The following is a 23,258-nucleotide window of genomic DNA, read 5'->3' as shown; positions in this document are numbered from 1 at the left end:
CTCCTTATTGTGCGGGCTGAAGGGAGGGGATGGAGGCTGGCATCGGCTCCTCCTCGCGTTGGTAGCCGAGGATAGTCATGGTGATGTTCCAGGTCATGATGACAGCACCGGCGAGATACATCGCGCCACCCACGGCGCGCATGACGTAGTAGGGATGCATGGCGGCCACGGTCTCGGCGAACGAGTAGACCAGGAAGCCCTGCTCATCGTACTCGCGCCACATCAGGCCCTGCATGATGCCGGAAACCCACATCACCGCGGCGTAGACGACGATCCCGAGGGTCGCCAGCCAGAAGTGCCAGGTGACGAGCCGCAGCGAATAGAGCCGTTCACGGTTCCACAGCTTCGGCACCATGTAGTAGATCGCGCCGAACGAGATCATGCCTACCCAGCCGAGCGCGCCCGAATGGACATGCCCGATGGTCCAGTCGGTGTAGTGCGACAGCGAATTGACGGCTTTGATCGACATCATCGGACCTTCAAAGGTCGACATGCCGTAGAAGGCGATGGCCATAACCATCATGCGGATGATCGGGTCGGTGCGGAGCTTGTCCCAAGCGCCGGACAGCGTCATCAGGCCGTTGATCATGCCTCCCCAGGAGGGCATCCAAAGCATGATCGAAAACACCATGCCGAGCGTTTGCGCCCAGTCGGGCAGGGCGGTGTAGTGCAGGTGATGCGGCCCAGCCCAGATATAGAGAAAGATGATCGCCCAGAAGTGGATGATAGACAGCCGGTAGGAATAGACTGGCCGGTTCGCCTGCTTGGGCACGAAATAATACATCATGCCAAGAAAGCCGGCTGTCAGGAAAAAGCCGACGGCATTGTGCCCGTACCACCATTGCGTCAAGGCGTCCTGGACGCCGGAGAAGGCCGAGTAGCTCTTCGAGCCCAGGAGAGACGCCGGCATCGATAGGTTGTTGATCAGGTGCAGCATCGCGATGGTCACGATGAAGGACAGATAGAACCAGTTGGCGACGTAGATATGCGGTTCCTTGCGTTTCAGGATGGTGCCGAGGAACAGGACGAGGTAGGCGACCCAGACGATGGTCAGCCATATGTCCACATACCATTCGGGCTCGGCATATTCGCGGCTCTCGGTGATGCCGAGCAGGTAGCCGGTCGCGGCCATGACGATGAAAAGCTGATAACCCCAGAACACGAACCAGGCGAGATTGCCGCCGAACAGCCGGGCGCGGCTGGTGCGTTGCACGACATACATGGACGTGCAGATGAGCGCGTTGCCGCCGAAGGCAAAAACGACGCCGGATGTGTGCAATGGCCGCAGGCGGCCGAAGTTGAACCAGGGCTCGATGTTGAGATCCGGGTAGGCGAGCTGCAGCGCGATGACCACACCCACAAGCATGCCGACAACGCCCCAGAACATGGTGGCGATGGCGCCGCAGCGGATTGGCCCGTCCATGTAGGCAGAAGGATCGACCGATGCGGCCGGCGCAAAGCTGGTGTTGCGCAGGAGGACGATGACAAAGCCAAGCAGCAAGAAGAAAAGCACCCACATGTGCTGGCGAAACGGCTCGTCCACACCGAAGCCGGCGGCCACTAGAGCCACAAACGCGAAAAGGCCCAAAGCGACGATTTCTGTGCCGAACTTCATGACAGTCCCCGATGTCGGATTCCGATGCGCGGACGCCAATCCGCAGCAACACCAATTCCGCGGCTGCATCCTCGCCGCCTTGATTCAAATCAAAGCTGCATGGTTTTGGATTGGGCAGCGTTGGTTTTGCGAACGAGTTGGAGGCGGCCATTGAACGAAGAGAAAGAGCGGGGATCGTCGCTGTTCGAAGTGCGCCGCGAGAATTCGATGCTAGCTGGCCAATCCGGCAGAGAGGCAATCCCAAGCGCAGTACGCGCACAGGGAGAAACTGCAGCTCTGTGGTGCTCTGGAGAAAATCGCGGACGCCTTGCCGAACGTCGATCGCCGAAGTGCCTTGGCACAGCCAACGCAATCGTCCCATTGTTGCGCAATATTCATCAATATGAAGAAACGATCATCTTCCCCGCCTATGAAGTCGCTACAAGCGGCGGCAATGCCAACCTTGCCTCAACCCGGCGATTGCGCGCCGAACACGTCGAAGATGAATGCTTTGCCGGCGAGGTGACTGAAATCCTGCTGGCGGTCGGCCATGGTGAGACAGTCGAGAATGCCGAAGCGGTCGGCTTCATGCTGCGCGGCTTTTTCGAAAGCATGCGCCGTCATATCGCGTTTGAGCGCGAGCATGTCTTGCCGGCGATCGGAATCGTCGATCAGGGCGTAATCTAGGCGCCGGAGCGTCGCTCCAGCCGGCTGAGACTATCGACCGTCACATGCCGGTTGTTCTCGATCCGGATCACGCCGTCCGTTCTTAGCCTGGTCAGCTGGCGGCTCACCGTCTCGATCGTCAGGCCGAGGAAATCGGCAATGTCGGAGCGTGTCATCGGCAGGTCGAAAGTCGCCGACTTGGCGGTGGGGTCGACCGTGGGATCGATGTTCCTGGCGATCATCAGCAGAAAGCTCGCCACCTTTTCCGAAGCGGTCTTGCGTCCCAGCGTCACCATCCACTCGCGTGCTTGATCGAGCTCGTTCAGCGTTTGCTTGAGCATGCGATGTTCGAGCTCCGGCGATTCCTTCATCATCCGTTCGATGGCGGCCTTCGGAAACGAACACAGGAAAACGGCGGTGGCGGCTTCCGCGTTGATCGCGCTTTCCACCTTGAACGGCCGTCCCAGAAAGTCGGGCGCAAACTGAAGGCCGACGATCTGCTGGCGTCCGTCCGAAAGGCTCTTTGTCAGCTTCACCACGCCCGAAAGCACATTCGAAAAGCTGTCGACGGTCTCGGCGTCGCCAATCAGTTCGATCCCCGGCTCGATCTTGTGCCTCGACGAGGTCTTGGCGAGCCCGACCAACTGGTCGGGATCGAGCGCACCGCAGACGCCGCGATGCCGTGCCTCGCAAGACTGGCAAAGCACAGGAATATCGGCACTGTGAAGGTCCTGCCGCACTGTCATCATAATCGTCCCGACGGATCCAAGGTGCCCGTAAGATAGCATCGGCGGCAGAAAATCTGTTGCGGCAGTTTGTCCGCGGAGGGCCTTGACCGAAATCAAGGCGACGGTGCGGATCTGCAGCCAGAATTCAGCCTTGCAAGGATGATGGAAGGTGACATGCGACCGGAAATGGCTGCCAGACTTGGCGAGAATGTCCCCCGCTACACCAGTTACCCGACCGCGCCGCATTTTCATTCAGGCGTTGATGCTGCCGTCTATCGTGGTTGGCTGCAGGGGCTCGATGATGGCTGCGAGATCTCGCTGTACCTGCACATCCCCTACTGCGACAAGCTTTGTTGGTTCTGTGCGTGCCACACCAAGCAGACACGCCATTACGAACCGGTGACCACGTATCTGCGCTCACTGCACGCTGAAATAGCTACCGTCGCCAGTCTTGTCGGAGGCAAGGGCCGTGTGGGTGCCGTCCATTTCGGCGGCGGCTCGCCGACGATGCTCAAACCCGAGGATATGGTGGCGCTGGGAACTGTCCTGCGCAACAGTTTCGAGTTTCTTCCCGGCGCCAAGATCAGTGTCGAAATCGAAACCAACGATATGGACGATGCTCGCCTCGGTGCACTCGCCGAAATCGGCATGACGCGGGCGAGCCTCGGCGTCCAGGATTTCGATCTTAAGGTGCAGAAGGCGATCAACCGCGAGCAGAGCTTTCTGCAGACCAAAGCGGTTGTCGAGGGCGTTCGTTCGCGCGGCGTCGAATCAGTCAATCTCGACCTGCTCTACGGCTTGCCGCATCAGACCCGGGACAGCGTCTCCTCCACCGTGGCGCAGGCGCTGACTCTGGAGCCGGACAGGATGGCGCTTTTCGGCTATGCGCATGTGCCCTGGTTCAAGAAGCACCAGACGATGATCGACGAAGCGTGGCTGCCGAATTCGGTCGAACGCTTCGCTCAATCGCAAATTGCCGCTGGCCTTATGCTGAAGGCAGGGTATCAACCCGTGGGGTTCGATCATTTCGCCAGATCCGGTGATGCGCTGGCCGTTGCGGCACGGACCGGAACCTTGCACCGGAACTTCCAGGGCTATACCGAGGATCGCTGTGAGACACTGATCGGGCTTGGTCCTTCATCGATCAGCCAGTTCCGCCAGGGCTATGCACAGAACATGCCGGCGACCGCCGAATACGGACGCATGGTGGACCAGGGAGGTCTGGCTGCCGTGCGCGGCATCGAGTTGTCGGAAGATGACCGCGTGCGCGGCTGGATTATCGAAAGGCTGATGTGCGATTTCGCCTTCTCGGCGATCGATCTGGTCGAACGCTTCGGCGAAATCGGCCAGAAGCTTCTGCTCCAGGCGAGTTCCGTCGCCCTTCGTGATCCTGCTCGGTTGCTGGAACTGAATGGCGACAGTTTCGTAGTGCCGGTGGAAAATCGTCCCTTTGTTCGCAATATAGCGGCCAGGTTCGACAAATATTTCGAAACCGGTAAAGCCAAGCATTCGGTGGCAGTCTGAGCACCGGCCTGATCAGAAATGCTCCCCGGTCTTGAATGGGCCGATTCGGGTGCCAGCCGCGATCAGATAGGCGGTCGACCAGCCAATGAGCAGAAACCCGTTCACCCCCTCGAGCGCCGCCAGCACGCGCCACCCGTGAGCGGGTACGACATCGCCATAGCCGACCGTCGAAAAGGTAACGGTCGAGAAATACAGTGCGGTTTCGAAGTCGGCAAAGATATCGAGCAATCGGTAGAGCCCTGCCCATAGCCAAACCTCAGTGGTTATGATGGCAAACAGCCCCATCACTACACTGATCATCGCGACTATACGGCTGCGGCGACCGTGCATGCGAAACCGTGCCACCAGATGCCCCATCGCATGGGTAACGGCGATCAGACCGAAGGTATGAATCAGGACCGTCATGCTTATGACGATCGTGCCGACGAAGAGATTGAGGGCCATGCGACGAAATTAGGAATCTCTCGGGGTGCGTTCCTTGCGCGAAATCAAAACCGGCCGAGTTTCGCCGAGGCCGGCCTGTTCGCCACAGACGGTCTCGGCGGGAGCGGGACGAAAGAACATCGCCAGCTTCAGGCTTGTCGCGATCCGCTCGGCTCGGTCGACAAACACCGCCGCCAGCTCCGGAGCGAAGAGTTCAGCCGCCGTCTGGCCGAACAGGCCCTGCCAGATCTCGAAATCGGCCTCGGTAACGTCCTTGAGTTTGAGGTGCGCCGGCACCGGGCGTCCGTGATAATCGCCGCTCTTGAGGATGACGGAACACCAGAAGTCCGTCATTTTCTCGAGATGGGGCTCCCAGTCGCCGGTGATCTCGCGCGCGAAAATCGGCCCCAGACGCTCGTCGCTTCTGACTTTTGCGTAGAATTCGCGGACCAGTTTTCCGACAGACTTTCGATCGACGCCAGTATGGTTCAGAGGCTGTTCCGCGATCGGGCGCGCCCGATCCAAAGCTGATTTCAATGTCATCATGCACTCTTGTTTATGCTGTCAGGAGAAGCCCAGGCGCCGAAGGGCAACCTGCACGAGACTGGGCTGGTCGCGGACAAGCCGGAAACCCAGATTGTCGGGCGGCGTGCCGACTGCGCAACCGCCGCTCTTTCCGTCCCGGATGAAGTTCGACATATAGGTGCGGTGGAACCCCTCAACGACGTGCACGCCGCAATTGTCGATCGAACTCGCGGTCCGCTTACCATCAATATCTATCGTGGCGTGGGAATAACATGTCGAGGTCCATTCCCAGACGTTTCCCGCAATATCCGCTAGGCCTTTTGAATTGGTACCGAAGGACCCTTGAGCCCTCGGCTCTGGATCAGGTTTCCGTCCGAGCGAGGCCTCCAGGCGATACTGTGTCAGCCACCGGCGCGCCGGGTTGTTCGGGTCGCTTTCGCCGCCCTCAATGTCACCTCGGAACCGTTCACTGGCCGCATAGGCCCACTCCACGTCTGTCGGCAACCGCCATGTCCCTCCTGTCCGCGCCGAGAACCACCTCGCGTAGGCTTCGGCATCGAGATAGCTCACACCGGTGACCGGAAGGTGTCCGACATTGCGTGCGTCTGCTGGCTTGCAGGCGCCGTCCGCCACACAACGTCCATATTCCGATACACTGACTTGGTATTTCATGATTTCCAGTGGCGCGTCGATGGAGGTTTGCACGACGGGCGCTGCGACAGGATGGTTCTCCTTGAGGAATTCCCCAGCCTGTGGGTGCTCAAACGAGCCGGGTCCCAGGACCACCAGTTCGCTTACGGCGACCGGTTGGGAGAACTTCAGGGGACTCTCGCCGAACGTATGGGCTATGCCCATGCTGATCAGTGTGGCAGCCGCAATTGTCCCGAAGGTGAAGACAGGGTCGAAGGACATGGCATCAAGTCCGGCTGCGAGTACAACCCTTTGGGCTCCGCCGCCGGGTTGCACTGAGGATCGGATCTCCCGTCTACGAGGCGATCGCCTTGGGCGGTTCGACCTGCATCATCAGATCGTCGTCCCAGTTTCCCTCGACGGTAAAGTGCGCGGTCGCGCCGAGTTCGACTGCCTCGATCAAATTATGGTTCACATAGGCGTAGATGCCTGGCTGCAGGAACGTGTAGAGCGCCGCGCCGGCCGATCCGCCACGAATGAACCAGGTTTCCAGGTCTTTCGCGGGAGGGTTGGCGAACTTGCCCTGTTCCCAGACAAAGTCGCCATGCCCGCCGATCAGGTGCGGACGCGTGTCGCGGTTCGCCTGCGAATGAACGATCAATATCGTTTCGCCGACCTTTGCCTTCATGGCATTGTCCCCGGTCAAGGAACCGGCCTTGCCGTTGAACACGACATGCGTCGGGATCAGCCCGCGCATGACCCTCATGGTTTCTTCGTAATTGTCGCCGGCCGACTCGTACTTCTTGAATTGCCCTTGCTCGTCGCGCGGGATGTAGAAATCGTTCTCGCCGACGTAATAGATGCGGTCGTAGCGGACCGGCCTGCCCTTGTCGTCCTTGAGGCCGTCGCGCGGCAGCACCATCACCGCCCCGCTCATGCCCGACACCACGTGCCATGGGATCATCGCGCCGCCGGGTGCGCAGTGGTAGACGAACGTTCCACTCCGGGTCGCCTTGAAGCGCAGCGTGACCTGCTCGCCCGGATTGACCAGCGTCAATTCGCCACCGCCAAGCGCGCCGGTAGCGGCGTGGAAATCGATGTTGTGGGCGAGGGTGCTGGTGTCGGGGTTGACGAGCGTGAGCTCGAGATAGTCGCCTTCATGCACGACCATCAGAGGACCGGGAATCGAGCCGTTGTAGGTCATTGCATTGAGCTGCGTGCCGTCGGCGTCGATAACCACCGGCTTTTCCTCGATCGTCATGATGAATTCGACGACCTTTGGACCGCCCTTGGCGACCTGATCATGAGCATGGACGAACGGCGGCGGGACCATGGTTACCTTTTCACGGGGCAGCCCGGCGACATCCTTGGCGCTTGCCACGGCCGGCATTGCACCAACAGTGGCGACCGCGGCTGCGGTAAGAACAGAACCCAACAAAGCTTCGCGTCTCGTAAGCATTTCCATCTCCTTGGTTTCGGCCATTCGATGTCGTCAGAATAGTCTCGGCTCTGGCCAAGTCTTTGCGCTAACGCAAATCCAAAACGTTGATGCAATTTTCTGTGTTTTGGAGACTGCATGTACCAACGTGGACGCCGAACCGGATGGGAAGCCGCGCCTGAGAGAGGGCAACTCCCATCAGATCGGAGGGCATCGGCTCTGCTGCATGAAATCGGGAATGAAATAGGCCGGGCTGGACCTCTCCCCTGGTCCACCCGGCCTTCCCCCGGCCGCCGAACCGGAGGGGATCTGTGAAAAAGGTTAGTTAGAGGCGGTCTTGGTCACTTCGGCGAACAGTTCGGCGAATACTGGTTTGGCTTTTCCGACCTGCTTGACGGCTTCCGCTGCTGCCAGGTTGATAGGCTTACCGACCACGATCAGTGCGACCATGCCCATGCCGTAGTGTGGAGCGCACTTCACGCCATAGACCCCCTCCTGGGTCACGGTCACGGCAATTTCCGCGTTGGGCTTGCCCTTGAAAGCTTCAGCTCCGTCCGGGATCATGCCCTTGATGCTTTCGGCGTTGTGGGACTTGTCGGTCGGCACGAACTTGATCGTGTCTCCAGGCGCCGCCCGAACAAAGGCAGGCTGGTAGACCATTGAGCCCTGCTCTCCCTTGTTCAGCATCTGCACGACATGTTCTTCGGCATTTGCCGCACCGGCGATGGAGAGCAGGGCGATGGCCGCGGCGATCAGTGGCAATTTCATGGGGGATCCTTTCTTTGTTCATCACGGCATCAACCGTTGCGCTCTTCTACGTGACCGAGAGACTTGGAAATTTGCGCTGGCGCAAATTGGCATGCGAAATGTGCATGGGAGAGAGCTGCCTGGTCTAAGGAGCCGGTCGGCCTTCAAACGGCGGTTCTCGGCTGCCTCACTTGCAAACGTGGTCGAATGAGCATCCCGCCGAATAGGCCCGCGTAGCCGATGAAGGATGCGACCCATAGCGCCGCCGAAATGTGGAGAAGCATCGCTTGCGCCGGTGAGAATGCAGCACCGATGCGAAAGAGGGCCGCAAGCGCGATCGCGACAAAGATCACACAAGTGCCGATGCTTGCCCGCAGTTCGCGACCTGTGTGTCCGAGCGTGGCGCGGGTCATGACGGCGAGCGTCATACATGCAACCGCTCCGACGCCGAACGCATGAATGCCGGCTACTGCGGGCACTTTCTCGGGCACGAAGACAGCGAGGCCGGCAATCAGGAGGCCGATCGGCACGAAGGCGAACGCGACATGCAGGATCAGCACCAGAGGATCGCGCAGCGCTCGGTCTCCGGCCCACCGGGCAAGCCGAATGGTATTGAGAATCGCCCCCAAGATCAGCATTGCCCCGGTGCCAGCACTGTCTGGAAGAAAGGCCCAGGCCATCAATCCCGCTGCTGAGAGCGTAATCGCTCCCACGTCGAACCTGCCGAACGGGACCGGAAGCCGTCCCCGTCTCTCGCGCGCCAGCCAATTGCGGGTGAAGGAGGGAATAATGCGGCCACCTATGATCATGATGAGGACCACCGCTGCGCCAAGACCGAGGCGGCGGCCGATGTCGGACACGCCTTGATAGTGCGCCTCGGCATGAAACGTCATATTCGCTGCCAGAAGCACCGTCACAGGCAGAAGGACCTTGAGGTTTCGCCAGTTTCGGCCGGCGATGATTTCCGTTGCGACGGCGGCGACAACCGCGAGAAGAAAGGCGCAGTCTATGACGGCGCCGAGCAACCAGCCTGTCTCCGCCGAAAAGAAGACGACGAACCGTCCCGCGCACCAAAGCAATGCGAGCGCCAGCAGGGGAGGGCCCTGCACGGGAAGACGTCCGGTCCAGTTCGGGATTGCAGTTAGCAGGAAACCCGTCACAACAGCCGCCAGATAACCAAACAGCAACTCGTGGATATGCCAGTCCACGGGCGAGAAGAAGCTGGAGGCTTCGAGCTTGCCGTAGAACAAAGGCAGCCAGAACAGGATAGCTGCGCCGGCCTGCAGGGAACCGAGGAGAAAAAATGGCCGGAAACCGTAAGAGAGAACTGCCGGATAGGCGCTTGGCCGCGTGCGTGGAATTGCCATGATATCCCCTGAAATGAAAGCTACGGGCGGACGTGACAGGTCATGTCGACGGCTGCCACTTCGGTCGTTCTATCCTGGCCTGGCAGACGGAATTTGCCGCTGCGCAAACAAGATCGGGAATTTCAGGAAAGGCGCGCGCCTCTTGCCGCCCATCGGTCGCCCATGAGACATTCTCCGACCAGGCGACCTGGATGCGTTGCCGTGGTCAAGTTCGGGAGGAACGGAGTTGGGTAGCCTCGATCGCTCGCTGATTGCCGGGTTGTCTGTCTTTGAAGGCATAGCCGCCACGGATCTCGACCGTATTGTCGGCCAGGCCCGGTCACAGAGGATTGCCAAGGACCACCCGGTGTTCCAGCAGGAGCAGGAAGCACATTCGTTTTTCCTGCTGCTCGACGGACATGTGCGCGTCGTGAAATCGACGCCTGACGGCCACGAGGTGACGGTGCGATACATAAGTCCAGGCGAGTTGATGGGCATCGCCCATGCGCTTGGCCGCACCACGTATCCGGCAAATGCGATAACTGCCGTCGATTGCGTAGTTCTTGCCTGGCCGAGCCGCCTGTGGCCGGCATTCGCCGCCGATTTCCCCAGCTTCAGCGCCAACACCTACAAGGCCGTGGGCAGCAGGCTGCAGGATGCCCATACGCGCGTCATCGAGATGTCCACCGAGCAGGTGGATCAGCGCGTCGCCCATGCGCTGCTCAAGCTGATCAAGCAGACGGGCAAAAAGACCGAGGAAGGCATCCTGATCGACTTCCCCATCTCACGTCAGGACATTGCCGAGATGACGGGAACAACGCTCCATACGGTGAGCCGGCTGCTCTCGGCATGGGAAGACCAGGGATTGGTCAAAAGCGGACGCCAGCGGGTGACCGTGGTCGAACCTCACCGACTCCTTCTAATCGCGGAGGGCCGTGAAGAAAAAGGCTAATCCGGGTCGCCGGCGTTCGTCACCGCCAGCAGGTCGCAACGGAGTTCTTCTTCACTCAGATCGTGCTCCCGTGCCGCGTCGGAAACTGTGTGAAACGAAGCAATCGGGCAGCCGACGCAAAGCATGCCGTGCTGGAGCACGACCCGGATGGCCGCCGGCGACCTACTCATGATTTCGTCCATCGTCGCATCGTCGCTGAATTTGTGTTTCATGCTGCTTGTCCGCGCTTTGGAAGCGGACATATTGCATCCGCTTCGCGGGATGCTCGTTGCGCTGAGACAAAGAGGAAACAGGCGGATGCACCCTCATCACGGTTGAACGGCGCAGATCGTCGACCGCGTCAGGAACCGCTTCTCCCGCCCGTTGTCCAGCGAGAACATGCCGCCGCGGCCAGGCACCACGTCGATAATGAGGTCGGTATGTTTCCAGGCCTCGAATTGCGACGCCCCGATATAGAATGGCGCGTCGCCGATGTGGCCGAGCAGCACGTCATGGTCGCTGACGATGAAGCCGGCACGCGGATAGCACATCGGCGAAGAACCGTCGCAGCAGCCGCCGGATTGATGGAACAGCACCGGACCGTGCTCGGCAACGATCTCCGCGATCAATTCAAGCGCTGCCGGCGTTGCCGTGACCTTGGCATGCATGGCTTTTTTCGATTTCCAGTCTGGGGGCGCGGCTCCGCAGGGGGCCGCGCCTGTGAGCCAAAAGGCGATCAGAAGAAGCCGAGCTTCTTCGGGCTATAGCTGACCAGCATGTTCTTGGTCTGCTGGTAGTGGTCGAGCATCATCTTGTGGGTCTCGCGGCCGATGCCGGACTGCTTGTAGCCGCCGAAAGCTGCATGTGCCGGATAGGCGTGATAGCAGTTGGTCCAAACGCGGCCGGCCTGGATTGCGCGGCCGAAGCGATAGGCACGGTTGGCATCTCGCGTCCAGACGCCGGCGCCGAGGCCGTAGAGAGTATCGTTGGCTATCGCCAGCGCTTCGTCGTCGTCCTTGAAGGTCGTGACCGAAACCACCGGCCCGAAAATCTCCTCCTGGAAGATTCGCATCTTGTTGTGGCCCTTGAACACCGTCGGCTTGATGTAGTAGCCGCCCGCCAAATCGCCGGGCAGCACATTGCGGGCGCCGCCGGTCAAAACCTCGGCTCCTTCCTGGCGGCCGATGTCGATGTAGGACAGGATCTTTTCCAGCTGTTCGGACGAGGCCTGGGCACCGATCATCGTCGCCGGATCGAGCGGATCGCCCTGCACGATCGCCTCGACGCGCTTCAGCGCACGTTCCATGAACGTGTCATAGATCGATTCGTGAATGAGCGCGCGGCTTGGGCAAGTGCAGACTTCGCCCTGGTTCAGCGCGAACATGACGAAGCCTTCGATCGCCTTGTCGAAGAAATCGTCGTCCTCGGCGACGACATCCCTAAAGAAGATGTTGGGCGACTTGCCGCCCAGTTCAAGCGTGACGGGGATCAGGTTCTGGCTGGCATATTGCATGATCAGCCGGCCGGTCGTGGTCTCGCCGGTAAAGGCGATCTTAGCAATGCGCGGCGACGATGCGAGCGGCTTGCCGGCCTCGAGGCCGAAGCCGTTGACGATATTGAGCACGCCCGGCGGCAGCAGATCGCCGACAAGATCGGCCCACAGCAAGATGGCGGCCGGCGTCTGCTCGGCAGGCTTCAGAACCACGCAGTTTCCGGCAGCGAGCGCGGGAGCAAGTTTCCAGCATGCCATCAGCAGCGGAAAGTTCCAGGGGATGATCTGGCCGACCACGCCGAGCGGCTCATGGAAATGATAGGCGACGGTATCGTCGTCGATCTGGGAAAGGCTGCCTTCCTGGCCACGCAAGGCGCCGGCGAAATAGCGGAAATGGTCGATGGCCAAAGGCAGGTCAGCCGCGGTCGTTTCACGGATCGGCTTGCCGTTGTCCCAAGTTTCGGCGCGAGCGAGGAGATCGAGGTTTTCCTCCATGCGGTCGGCAATGCGGTTGAGGACGAGCGAGCGCTCGGCCACGCTTGCGCGCCCCCAGGCATCCTTGGCCGCGTGCGCCGCATCCAGAGCCGCCTCGATGTCGTGGGCATCCGAACGCGCCACCTCGCACAGCAGCTGGCCGTTCACCGGCGAGAAGTTCTCGAAGTAGCGGCCGGAGTGCGGCTCGGCCCATTTGCCGCCGATGAAATTGCCGTAGCGCTTGTCGAAGGGCGCCTTGACCGAGCGTGAGAATTCAACCTTGTTCATGTGTCTTCCTCCCAAAGCTGACGTCGCGGGATGCGACGCTTCGGAAGAGAGACTTGCGATTTCCGCCGCGATTGTCACCGTGTCGACGACAGTGGCCGAGCGGGATGTGTCGCAGAATTGCGACAGTCAGGCGAGGATTCGAAGGTCAGTGAGACCGGTGGACATCCAGGCGGTTGAGCTTGCGGTGAAGCGTCGCGCGGCTGATGCCAAGCGCCTGAGCCGCAGCCGACACATTTCCGTCTGCGCGCGCGAGCGCCCGCTGGAGAACACCGCGCTCCGCTTCGGCGAGAACTTCGTGGCCGCTCTCAGCCCAACCGAGCAGATCGGTTGCGGGCATCGGCTTGTCGAGACAATGTTGGGTAATTCCAAGCGCCAGGCGAGCCGACCGGGTCGCGCCGACCACAAGGTCGTCCGCATCAACGGCGATCAGCGCCTTGTCGGTCACCGGCGCCAAAAGAATTCGCGCCTTGGGAAACGCCATCCTGAAGTTCTCGGCCTCGATCCGACGCACCGCGTCGACCACTGCCACCGAAATAAGACTGGCAAAGGCCTCGGTCAGATCGGCCCGGCAGGAAGAGACGTCAAGCGCGGCCACAAGATTCCCTTCATGATCGTAGATTGGAGCAGTGGTGCAGCTCAGCCCCGTGTTGCGCGTTTGAAAATGCTGGTCGCGGTGGATCGTCAGCGCACGCTGTTCGACCAGACAGGTGCCGATCCCGTTGGTGCCCTGGCTCTCCTCGTTCCAGACGGAGCCGGTCCACAAACCCCAGGAATGAAACGTCTCGTCATCCACAGGCGCGCCGCGCCGTTCTACTGGCACCCCGTTGCGATCGGCGAGCAGGACACAGCACCCGACCCCGCCCACCGCAAAATAGAGTCTGTCGAGGCTCGATTGGGCAGCCCGAATGAGCGGCTCGATGCGTTGTCGGGCCTCCCCCAATTCCGCATCCGTTAGGTAGCGGGGAGGACTGCGATCGGCTGGATCGAGCCGGTGCAAACTGGAAGACCGCCGCCAGGAGGCAACCAGCGCGGACTTCGCCGCCGCGTCCGAAGCGATCGCGGCCTGAATGCGATCGGCATGATGACCGGATAGATCCTCGCCCATGCTATCCTCCCATCCCCGCTTCTTGTCGCACCAGGTTCCGATTTCAATCACCGCGTTGTCAATTCGACAGAAGAACCAGATGGGGTAAATCCTCTATGTTCTCCTGGCAGTTAGTGATTTTGGCCAATCGATAGTCGTTCCTCGCCGGTGCCCCCAAAGCCTACCAGCACGAATTGGGCATTCATTGATCGAGAGCAAAGAGGAACGACCATGACCAGCCGCGGGACCGTGCGGAACAATACGGGAAGCTTTTTGATTTTGGCCCACGAAAAAGTCAATGAAATCAACGGCTTTAATGCATCTTCCGGGCCCACCATTCAGTCTGCTCGATTTCCGGGTTTTTCCCCCGTCTCAGAATAGCAGCGACATTTCCGCGGGTTAGCGCCGGGTAGTTGGCAACACTTGACCACGATCCAAGGGCAGGAGAAGCGATCTTGTGCCTGTTTCTATCCTCTATTTTCGCTCCTGTTCGTCGGCCGGCCGACGACCCCAGCGGCGATCGGCTAGATGCGCTTTTCTGCGCGATCCAGACGGCTTGGGCGTGGACGATGCGAAGCGAGCGTACGGCGCGCCGGAACATCTCGATCCGCTCGAGGGATGGATCGCCGATCCATCCCTCCGCGAGATTCGGGAACCCGCCGGTCCGGCTTCAGTCTGAACCCGGCGCCTCATCGGCTCGGCGTCTACTCGGCTGCGCCGCTCTCGGAAGCCAAGGTCGGGCCGGCTTCAGGCCGCCTGCGCCGGAATGTCCTGCGCAGAGCAACGTAGAAGACCGGCGTCAGGAAGAGGCCGAACAATGTCACGCCCAGCATGCCGGAGAACACGGCCGTGCCGAGCGATTGGCGCATTTCCGCGCCAGGCCCGCTGGCGATCACTAGCGGCACCACGCCCAGGATGAAGGCGAATGCCGTCATCAGGATCGGCCGCAGCCGCAGCCGGCAGGCCTCGACAGCCGCCTCGACGGCGTCAAGGCCACGCTCCTCACCTTGGCGCGCGAACTCGACGATCAGGATCGCGTTCTTCGCCGCCAGGCCGATGAGCACGATCAGCCCGATCTGCACGAGGATGTTGTTGTCGAGACCGCGGAAGGCGACGCCCAAGAGGGCGGCCAGCACGCTGAGCGGGACGATAAGCACGATCGCGAATGGCGTAATCCAGCTTTCGTATAGCGCGGCGAGCACCAGAAAGACGAACAGAACCGACAGGCCGAAGATGAACACCGCCGTGTTGCCGGTCTGCCGCTCCTGGAAGGCGAGTTCAGTCCATTCGAAGGAAGTGCCCTGCGGCAGCGATTCGGCTGCGATCCCCTCCATCAGGTCGAGCGCCGTGCCCGTGGCGACACCCGGCGCTGCATTGCCCTGAAGCGGCACGGAGACATACATGTTGTAGCGTTGCACGAGCGAGGGACCGGTGACGTCGCGGATCTCGACCAGTGTGCCGAGCGGCACCAGGTCGCCGGCCGCCGAGCGCACCTTCAGCTTCAATATATCGTCGCGATCGATGCGGAAAGCCTGGTCGGCTTGCGCCCGCACCTGGTAGACGCGACCGAAAGCATTGAAATCGTTGACGTAGGCCGTGCCTAGATTGATCGACAGCGTCTCGAAGATGTTGGGGATCGGCACGTTCAGCATGCGCGCCTTGTCGCGGTCGATCGCCAGGAAGAATTGCGGGCTGGAGGCCGAGAAGGTGGTGAAGACGCCCATCAACCCGGGCGTCTGGTTGGCCTTGCCGGCGATTTCGTTGGCCAGCGCCAGAATCGGCCGCATGTCGGCGCTGTTGCGCTCCTGGAGCATCATCTTGAAGCCGCCGGAGTTGCCGATGCCCCGCACTGGCGGCGGCGGCAGCGCGATGATGAAGGCCTCCTGGATGCTTTGCAGGCTGCCAAACAGCGTGCCGATGATCTTGTCGGAAGTATCGCCGCTCTCGAGCCGTTCCTCGAAGCTCTTGAATGGCGCGAAGATCACGCCGGAATTGCTGGCGTTGGTGAATGTCGCGCCGTTGAATCCTGCGAAGGCGACGGCATTGGCGACACCCGGCGTCTCGCGGATGATATCCGACGCCTTCTGGATGATTGCGTCCGTTCGGGCGAGCGAAGAGCCCTCCGGCAATTGCACGACGACGATCGCATAACCCTGGTCCATGTTCGGGATGAAGCCACGCGGCACCGTCTGCAGCATGTGATAGGTCGCGTAGAGCAGTCCTGCGAAGACGAGCAGCATGGCGGCAAGCGCCAGAGTCGTGCCGACCAGTCTGTGCACCAGCCACGCATAGCCGTCCGCCATCCTGTCGAACCCGTTGTTGAACCCGTTCGCCAGAGCGCAGCCGAACCTTGCCAGGAAGAAGTTCGAATGTTCCTCGGTGTGCGGCTTGAAAAGGACGCCAGCGAGAGCCGGCGAAAGCGTCAGCGAGTTGAATGCGGAGATCGCGGTGGAGACCGCGATGGTGATGGCGAACTGCAGGTAGAACTGGCCGGAAATCCCGGGAATGAAAGCCGCCGGAACGAAGACGGAGATCAGCACCAGCGAGATCGCGAGGACCGCGTTTCCCACTTCATCCATGGTCTTGTGCGCAGCGGCGCGCGGGGCGAGCCCCAGCCGGATGTTCCGCTCGATATTTTCCACAACCACGATGGCGTCGTCGACAACGATGCCGACCGCCAGCACCAGCCCGAACAGAGTGAGCATGTTGAGCGAGAAGCCGAAGGCGAGCAGCACGGCAAGCGTGCCGATCAGCGAGACCGGTATCGCCACGATCGGCACGATCGCCATGCGCCACGACTGCAGGAACACGATGATGACGATCACCACCAGCAGGATCGCCTCGGCGATGGTGACATAGACCTCGTTGATAGATTCAGCGATGAACTCGGTCGGATTGTAGATGATCTCGTAGGCCAGCCCCTTCGGGAAATCCTCCGAAAGCGCCGCGATGGTCTCCTGGATTTCTTCCGCCGAGGCCAAGGCATTGGTGCCCGGCCGCTGGAAGATGCCGAGCGCCACCGCCGCCTTGTTGTTGAGATAGGAATTGGTGACGTAGTCCCTGGCGCCGAGCTCTATGCGCGCCACATCCTGCAGGGAGATCAAGCGGCCGTCCTCGGTCGACTTGACTATGACGTAGCGGAAGTCGCGCGCGTCTTCGAAGCGCCCTTGCGTGGTGACCGTATACTGGAAGGCCGAGCCGTCGCCAATCGGCGGCGCGCCGATCGAGCCGCCCGACACCTGGACATTCTGGTCGCGCAGCGCCTGGACTACGTCGCCTGCGGTCATGCCGTAGGCGGACAGCTTTTCCGGGTCGAGCCAGACGCGCAGCGAATATTCGCGCTCGCCGAAGATCTGCACGTCGCCGACGCCGTCCAGTCTCAGCAGGACGTCGCGCACGCGCGAACGCGCATAATTCGAGACGTAGAGCTGATCATATGTGTCGTCGGGCGACAGCATATGAATAACCATCATCAGGTCGGGCGAACTTTTCGCCGTGGTGATGCCGAGCCGGCGCACCTCTTCCGGCAGGCGCGCTTCGGCGATCGAGACGCGGTTCTGGACCAGCACCTGCGCCGCGTCGAGATCGGTGCCGGGGCGGAAGGTGATGGTGAGCGACATCGAGCCTTCGCCGGAGGAATAGGACGACATGTAGAGCATGTGCTCGACGCCGTTGATTTCCTGTTCGATCGGCGTCGCCACGGTCGCGGCGACCGTCTCGGCGTCGGCGCCCGGATAGGAGGCGCGCACCACGATGGTCGGTGGCGCGATTTCGGGATATTGCGCGACCGGAAGCTGCGTATAGGCGATGCCGCCGACGAGCACGAGCACGATCGACAGCACCACTGCGAAGATCGGGCGGTTGACGAAGAAATGGGCGAAGTTCATTGCGTCTGCCCTTCGGCTTCAACCTTGGGCGGCAACGTGGTCATCTCGGGCTTGACGGTGACGCCCGGTCGCACTCGCACCAGCCCGTTGGTTACCACGGTCTCTTCGCCGGTGAGGCCCTCGCGGATAACGCGATAGCCGTCAATGCGCGGGCCGATGCGCACCGGCTTGGCCGAGATCAGGCCTGCCTCGTCGACAACGAAGACGATGCGGCGGTTCTGGTCGGCGCCGATCGCCTCATCAGGCAGAAGCACGCCCGGATGAGGCAGCGAGGCGGGCACGTTGATGCGGCCGAACATGCCCGGCTGCAGCACGCCGTCCTTGTTGTCGAAGCGCGCCCTGACCCGCATCGTGCCGGTAGCTTCGTCCAGACGGTTCTCGGCGAAGTCGAGCTTGCCCTTGAACGTCGCTTCATCACGGTCGGCGACACGGACGACAACATCGACGCCGCCGGCGCCCTCCTGCATGACGCCGCCGCGCTCGCGGGCGTCGCGCGCATAAGCGAAGTAGGACCGCTCATCGATGTCGAAATAGAAGTCGATCGGGTCGATCGAGACGATGGTGGTCAGCACGGTCTGGTCGGCCTGCACCAGATTGCCCGGCGAGACGAGCCGGCGGTTGACCCGGCCGGAAAACGGCGCCTTGATCTCGGTGAATTCGAGATCGAGACTTGCGTTTTCAAGTGCCGCCTCCGCGCCGTCCAGTTGCGCTTGGGCGGCGAGATATTCGCGGCGGCGGTCGTCCAGTGTCGAAACCGGTATGTTGCCTTCGCGCGACAGGGTCTCGGCGCGCTCGAACTGCATCTTGCTGAATTCGACCAGGGTCTTGGCCGAGTCGACCTGCGCCTGCGCCTGGTTCAGCGCCGCCTTGAACGGCCGCTGGTCGATGGTGAACAGGAGGTCGCCCTGCTTGACCAGCGTACCGTCCTGGAAATGGACCTGGTCGAGATAGCCGCCGACGCGGGAGCGCAGCGAAACCTGGTCGACGGCTTCGAAACGGCCGACGAACTCATCGTCCTCGACGATATCGCGCACCACCGGCTTGGCTACCGTGACGACGGGCGCGGGAGGCGCTTCCTGCGCCTGTGCGGCCGGGGTCGCGAGCAAGCCAATCGCCGCGAAGGCCGCGGCGGCGAGCCATTTTGCGGGGACGTTTCTGCTGGAGGGGGCGGCCAGAGAATCGTGGCGGAGGCGTGCAGTGTGAACCATGGTTACCCCTCGTAATCGGCCCTTCATGCGAAGTCCGTAACATCTAGGCAGCGGGTGTGCCGCACAAATCAATTTTTTGAACTGACCACCACAACCGACAGCTTGCTATAGAACAAACATCGAACATCATCAACCTTGACAAGGAAGCTGCTAACCGGGGAGCGCGAACGCACATCTCGCGTTTATCCGCTGCGTAGGCATCGCCATGCGCTCGAGCTAAAAGCGGATTTGACGAGCCATTGCGCATCCCGACGTCCGGCGGTTCTGTCGGGAGGAATAGGGCCGCTCTCGCATAGAGGTCCGACGTGCTTCTCATTCTGCGGTTATAGGCGGCGATATAGGCTTCGATGAAATCGGCAGATTGGACATTTGCTACACTCCGAAAACGCTAGAACGGTTCATCGTTTCACGGAAACGCGAACCGCCCTATCTCTTTGTTTTTGCGCAATTCCCTAGGGAAAGCGCTATGCGCTTTTCCCGGGAAAACCGTTTCACATTTTTCCTGGAGTTGCTCTATTGCACCATCCGAATAGCACTGGGACGTGACAACCGCACGTCCGCACGTCTCTCCTGCAGTTTGGAAAAAAGATCGCCGACAAGCGGCGCATGTATGGCGCGAACGAGGTGAGGTCGAACCGGTCAAGCACCTTATCGGAAGCGTGCTACTGTGGCGCGACAATCGTGAAGGATGCACTCTGCAATCAGAGAAGTGACGCTACCGCGACCCCTCATGTGAGACTGAAACACTGGCAGGATTTGCTCGCTCACGCGTGAACCTGAGCGAGGCGCCACCAGATTATTAAATATCAACCACTTACCTACATCTTCACAAGTAGATGCATCGATCTCTGCCAACGTCACAGCGTTCCAGTGAACTGGTTGGGTTTGTCCGGCAATTTCTCCTTCTCGTCAAAAGCACTGGACGCAGATCTAACCAAGAATTCTGGCTTCGAAAGACCTCCCTGCAGTGCGTGCGGTGATCGGCGGCAACGACGTGCGAATAGGCGGGTTTGACCCATTGCAGACTTGCTTGCTGCCGGAATGAATGTCCGGTTGCCGAGACAACTTGCGCCGCTCACCTGCCCTTGGTGCTTGTGATGACATGATACCTATGACCCGCAAGGCACGTCGCTCGCCGGGCTGGGAACCGCACGGCTCGCGGCAAAGGAGGAACACGATGGCGGTCGTGGCACCGTCATGGGCACCGAGGCGCGATCATGTCCGTGACGTGCAGTGCTCCAGCGACGGTGCTGGCGATCTTCCGATGGTTGTGCGCACACTGCCGGGCGGCTTTCGCCATGGGCTTTGGGATCTCGCCTCCGACGTATTTTGCCGGTTTCATCTGCCGAAAACGGACCCGTCGCCTCCTACAATCGCAGCCAAGCGACCCGGCCCGAGCCGGGTGCCAAGCCCGAAGTTGATTGGGCAGCGCCGCAGCCAACTCGACGTCCCAAGCTCCGCGAGGTTATCGTTTCCGACCGCACCAAGCTCGGGCCGGCTGACACAACCTCTCAACGGGCCGCGAAGTAGCAGGAATTTATCACTACTCAGTCAGCCTGCCACTGCGATGCCCAAGCGCCTGCCTGGCCGCGTACATGGTCGGCGAGCGTTTGCCGGGAAGGTTCGCCTCGAGAACAAGCTGTTCGACAAAGCCTTGGTTCATTTCGAATTCAACACACTCATCGAGTTTGTCTACGATCCAGAGCACATACTTGTCCCGGGTCGTTGAGTTATACTGTTCCGTATATCCGCAATCATCTATCGGTATCGGACACGGAACTGTCGGAAGAAGCATGATCTTCGGCTTCGGAAGATCATAGCAATGGCCCTCATATGAGTATCCAACAATAATTCCGCACGAAAGCTCATCTTCTCTACTCAGCTGCAAGGCGTGTATTGAAACATCTCCGAATGCCTTTTTGGTATCTATTACAACTTCACTGTAATATCCTATTGGCAGTCTTACATTTATATCATTTCTATACTTTTCAATCATATTTCGATATATTTCCTCTTCGCTGATTTTTTCTTTCCTTAGTCTCTTGACCTCTGTACCGGCTTCATCGCTAAGGGGGTGGGCAGCTTCAAGTGTTGTTTTCACCGCAACACTTCCACCAATGACCTTGGATTTCCATGGCTCGCTGATGCTAAGAACCCATGTATTTTGAATTATTCCATAAAGTCTAACCTGCGTCGCATTATAAGCGCCACCTGGGAAAGTCAGCGTGGGCCGGTGATGACAGTCGCTCATGTTGGTCCTCCTCGCTTTGACAATTCAGTTCATGAAATTTCTCGCCACCTGAAGTTTTCCTCGAACTTAGTGCCCAGCGCCGGCGCGATGCGACCGCCAGCTTCGGCAACGGCCATCGCGGCATTCTCAAATGTCAGATCGTCAGCTTCGAGGCTGGACCAGGTCCGGGCGAGGGTCAGCGCCACATCATCACGCGCCCGGGTAAGCGCGCTCTTGAACAGGAACGGCCTGGCACGGAAGGCCAGCGCCGTGAAATCCGAGATGCGGTGCATGGCGGCCTCGTCGATATCCCTGATGTCGATATCGAGAAGCCGTTCGTCGGCTAGTCCATCACTCACGAGATTCGCGTGGTAGGTGTCTACGATCGTATCGAATACCGCCCCCGTGAAGGGCCGCGACCTGTCATGGATTTCGTCGGAGACCTCAGACATGCGGCGCGAATTGCTGGCGAGGCGAATCTGCCGGTCGCCGATCAGTTCGGCAATGCGGTTGAGCTCGTTCAGGACGAGGAGGTTGCCGTTGCTGTGGCGCAGCAGCCGGTCGAGACCGCTGTCGAAATGCAGGAAGGACAGAAGCGACGTTATGTCGGCGCTCGCCTCATGGAACGACGCGAAGTCGCCGGTCTTCAAGCCATTTGCCGGCACTCCAAAAAGGGAAAACAGAATCGCGTGGCCGACCTCATGCGCAATCGTATCGAAGTTGAGGGCATAGGGATAATTTCGACCGTCGGGCGCCCTGTCCACGCCGAGTTCCAGATAACCGTAGCCAGACTGGGCGTTGTTCCAGTCGACCCACGGAATGATCTCCAGCCGCTCATAGGTTTCGGCGAAGTACCAGGTAATCGGCCGCCCAAGGTAGCTTTCCCAGATGTCCAGGACCCGGCTGACTGCCCCGAAGGCGTGTGCCGCCAGGAACTGACGTGAATTCAATGAAATCCGGTCGAAGTGACCGTCGTAGGCGGGTTCCGCCGACGGGAAGACCTCGCCAACGAAGGGCGGCAGATAGGGATACTCGTAAGGTTCCTTGTCGAGGAGCGGATCGCGGACATAGATGCGATGGTCCTCCGGACCGGGGCGTAACCGGCCCGGCGGGGTCGATATCCAGACGGTCTCGGGTGTGCCGTAATTGGCAAGGTGGGGCACCTGCGGAAATAGCAGGAAGCGCGTGCCGACGGAGCGACTTTCATCGTTGGATCGATCGAGCGTTCCTAGTAGCTCAGCCCCTCTCATTTTAATACATTAGCAAAATCTTACGTATTGTAAATTGAGATTGAAAATTCTCGCCCTGATGCTTTCAAATCTCTAACCCGGCTTCGTCGAGATCCTTAAAGAAAGCCGCCGTCAATTGGAAATCTGGCAGGGGTGCAGGCTCCTTGAATAAACCGTGATCCAATAGCCGGAGTGCATCACGCGCATCCTGCTTCTTTTGCTGAACGAAAGCTGCGGCGAGGATCTCCTGATATTTCTCGACAACGAGATCACCTTCGCATGACAAGGCGTCACCGACCATGCGGGAGAGCGTGCGCTCGCGAAAATTGAGAGCTCGCGCGGCGCGCTCCAGGCTGGTTCTGTATTCAGCCGAAATGATGCCTCGACGGCAGGCCCTGCGAACCGTCATGCGAAGATCGATCAGCGCGTGGGTTATGGGCGCGGAGTTTACCTCCCATGGTCCGTGCAGCACGGCCACTGCATCGTCAGGCGCAAACGCAAAACGACGATACCACCGGTAGATGAGCCCCACTCCCTGCATGTATGGAAAGAGTTCCGCAGCGCGAAGAGCCCCCATGCTCGCCGCGCCTATTACCGGAACACCTTTCGCTATTGCCCAAAGGATTTCCTTGTGCCTGACCGCCGGCTCCGACTGAAAGCCGCCGTCGATGATGACTATCGCACTCGGATCAAAATGCTGCACGGCCGCAATGATCGAACCCTGCACAGCCGGCGGAAGGCAGATCGCCTCCACCACTTCCAGCACTTCGCCCTGTGACAGGGTGGGACCGGCAAAGACCAGCTTGGGACGCAT

Annotated in this window: 19 protein-coding genes and 1 pseudogene; 3 read left to right on the top strand and 17 right to left on the bottom strand. The window is 60.2% G+C overall.

All coding sequences use genetic code 11. The features are described 5' to 3' along the window. Window positions 1-4 precede the first annotated feature (4 nt). A complete protein-coding gene (gene ccoN / locus RPG13_RS28030) occupies window positions 5-1,615 on the bottom strand; it encodes a cytochrome-c oxidase, cbb3-type subunit I (RefSeq protein ID WP_127292063.1) in 1,611 nt (536 codons plus the stop codon). 207 nt (window positions 1,616-1,822) lie between these two features. On the opposite strand from ccoN, the pseudogene RPG13_RS28025 reads away from it, so the two are divergent. Further along, window positions 1,823-2,281, top strand: a pseudogene (locus tag RPG13_RS28025) (hemerythrin domain-containing protein). Here RPG13_RS28025 and RPG13_RS28020 read toward each other — a convergent pair. Further along, window positions 2,278-3,006 (bottom strand): Crp/Fnr family transcriptional regulator, encoded by a 729-nt coding sequence (locus RPG13_RS28020; protein WP_337126556.1) that lies wholly within the window; start codon window positions 3,004-3,006, stop codon window positions 2,278-2,280. The pseudogene RPG13_RS28025 and the gene RPG13_RS28020 sit on opposite strands and share 4 nt — an antisense overlap. 156 nt (window positions 3,007-3,162) lie before the next feature. Here RPG13_RS28020 and hemN point away from each other — a divergent pair, with 156 nt between their 5' ends. Next, on the top strand, window positions 3,163-4,512 hold the full coding sequence (hemN, locus tag RPG13_RS28015; RefSeq protein ID WP_337126555.1) for an oxygen-independent coproporphyrinogen III oxidase: 1,350 nt from the start codon (window positions 3,163-3,165) through the stop codon (window positions 4,510-4,512). Window positions 4,513-4,524: 12 nt separating this feature from the next. Here the strand turns inward: hemN and RPG13_RS28010 are convergent, their stop codons facing one another. From RPG13_RS28010 to RPG13_RS27985, 6 genes are all read right to left on the bottom strand, one after another. Next, entirely contained in the window at window positions 4,525-4,956 is a 432-nt protein-coding gene (locus RPG13_RS28010; protein ID WP_127205142.1) for a potassium channel family protein, read from the bottom strand. A 9-nt stretch (window positions 4,957-4,965) separates the two neighbouring features. Next, window positions 4,966-5,478, bottom strand: a complete 513-nt coding sequence (locus tag RPG13_RS28005; protein ID WP_245467816.1) for a group III truncated hemoglobin — start codon at window positions 5,476-5,478, stop codon at window positions 4,966-4,968. A 21-nt stretch (window positions 5,479-5,499) separates the two neighbouring features. Then, window positions 5,500-6,372 carry an SUMF1/EgtB/PvdO family nonheme iron enzyme gene (locus RPG13_RS28000; RefSeq protein ID WP_095488976.1) on the bottom strand — a complete coding sequence of 291 codons (873 nt, stop codon included), beginning with the start codon at window positions 6,370-6,372 and terminating at the stop codon, window positions 5,500-5,502. A gap of 73 nt (window positions 6,373-6,445) precedes the next feature. Further along, a complete protein-coding gene (gene nirK / locus RPG13_RS27995) occupies window positions 6,446-7,549 on the bottom strand; it encodes a copper-containing nitrite reductase (protein WP_095489237.1) in 1,104 nt (367 codons plus the stop codon). Window positions 7,550-7,849: 300 nt separating this feature from the next. Then, on the bottom strand, window positions 7,850-8,296 hold the full coding sequence (locus RPG13_RS27990) for a pseudoazurin (RefSeq protein ID WP_337126554.1): 447 nt from the start codon (window positions 8,294-8,296) through the stop codon (window positions 7,850-7,852). A 143-nt stretch (window positions 8,297-8,439) separates the two neighbouring features. Further along, window positions 8,440-9,642: an NnrS family protein gene (locus tag RPG13_RS27985; protein ID WP_337126553.1), complete on the bottom strand. Its 1,203-nt coding sequence runs from the start codon at window positions 9,640-9,642 to the stop codon at window positions 8,440-8,442. 226 nt (window positions 9,643-9,868) lie between these two features. Between RPG13_RS27985 and RPG13_RS27980 the strand changes: the two genes are divergently transcribed. Continuing rightward, complete coding sequence (locus tag RPG13_RS27980) at window positions 9,869-10,573, top strand: Crp/Fnr family transcriptional regulator (RefSeq protein WP_292223811.1); 705 nt, start codon at window positions 9,869-9,871, stop codon at window positions 10,571-10,573. Here RPG13_RS27980 and RPG13_RS27975 read toward each other — a convergent pair. The 9 genes from RPG13_RS27975 to RPG13_RS27935 form a co-directional block, all read right to left on the bottom strand. Next, window positions 10,570-10,785 (bottom strand): DUF1858 domain-containing protein, encoded by a 216-nt coding sequence (locus RPG13_RS27975; RefSeq protein WP_128285192.1) that lies wholly within the window; start codon window positions 10,783-10,785, stop codon window positions 10,570-10,572. The genes RPG13_RS27980 and RPG13_RS27975 overlap by 4 nt on opposite strands. A gap of 96 nt (window positions 10,786-10,881) precedes the next feature. Next, window positions 10,882-11,220, bottom strand: a complete 339-nt coding sequence (locus tag RPG13_RS27970) for a DUF779 domain-containing protein (RefSeq protein WP_292622918.1) — start codon at window positions 11,218-11,220, stop codon at window positions 10,882-10,884. Between the two features lie 68 nt (window positions 11,221-11,288). After that, window positions 11,289-12,806: an aldehyde dehydrogenase gene (gene adh, locus RPG13_RS27965; protein ID WP_337126552.1), complete on the bottom strand. Its 1,518-nt coding sequence runs from the start codon at window positions 12,804-12,806 to the stop codon at window positions 11,289-11,291. A 145-nt stretch (window positions 12,807-12,951) separates the two neighbouring features. After that, window positions 12,952-13,911, bottom strand: a complete 960-nt coding sequence (locus tag RPG13_RS27960; protein ID WP_126105387.1) for a helix-turn-helix domain-containing protein — start codon at window positions 13,909-13,911, stop codon at window positions 12,952-12,954. 683 nt (window positions 13,912-14,594) lie between these two features. Continuing rightward, a complete protein-coding gene (locus RPG13_RS27955; RefSeq protein ID WP_337126551.1) occupies window positions 14,595-17,777 on the bottom strand; it encodes an efflux RND transporter permease subunit in 3,183 nt (1,060 codons plus the stop codon). Then, a complete protein-coding gene (locus tag RPG13_RS27950) occupies window positions 17,774-18,883 on the bottom strand; it encodes an efflux RND transporter periplasmic adaptor subunit (RefSeq protein ID WP_337126550.1) in 1,110 nt (369 codons plus the stop codon). The genes RPG13_RS27955 and RPG13_RS27950 overlap by 4 nt, the downstream gene beginning before the upstream one ends. A 1,645-nt stretch (window positions 18,884-20,528) precedes the next feature. Next, complete coding sequence (locus RPG13_RS27945) at window positions 20,529-21,236, bottom strand: hypothetical protein (RefSeq protein ID WP_292645993.1); 708 nt, start codon at window positions 21,234-21,236, stop codon at window positions 20,529-20,531. 29 nt (window positions 21,237-21,265) lie between these two features. Beyond that, a complete protein-coding gene (locus RPG13_RS27940; protein ID WP_337126549.1) occupies window positions 21,266-22,465 on the bottom strand; it encodes a hypothetical protein in 1,200 nt (399 codons plus the stop codon). 64 nt (window positions 22,466-22,529) lie between these two features. Further along, the gene (locus RPG13_RS27935) at window positions 22,530-23,258 is read right to left on the bottom strand and encodes a TfuA-like protein (RefSeq protein WP_292645987.1); all 729 of its coding nucleotides are present in this window, start codon (window positions 23,256-23,258) and stop codon (window positions 22,530-22,532) included.

It is taken from the genome of Mesorhizobium sp. ISC15, assembly GCF_037162615.1.
Lineage (GTDB): Bacteria > Pseudomonadota > Alphaproteobacteria > Rhizobiales > Rhizobiaceae > Mesorhizobium > Mesorhizobium mediterraneum.
This window is presented reverse-complemented; position numbering and strand designations above follow the sequence as displayed.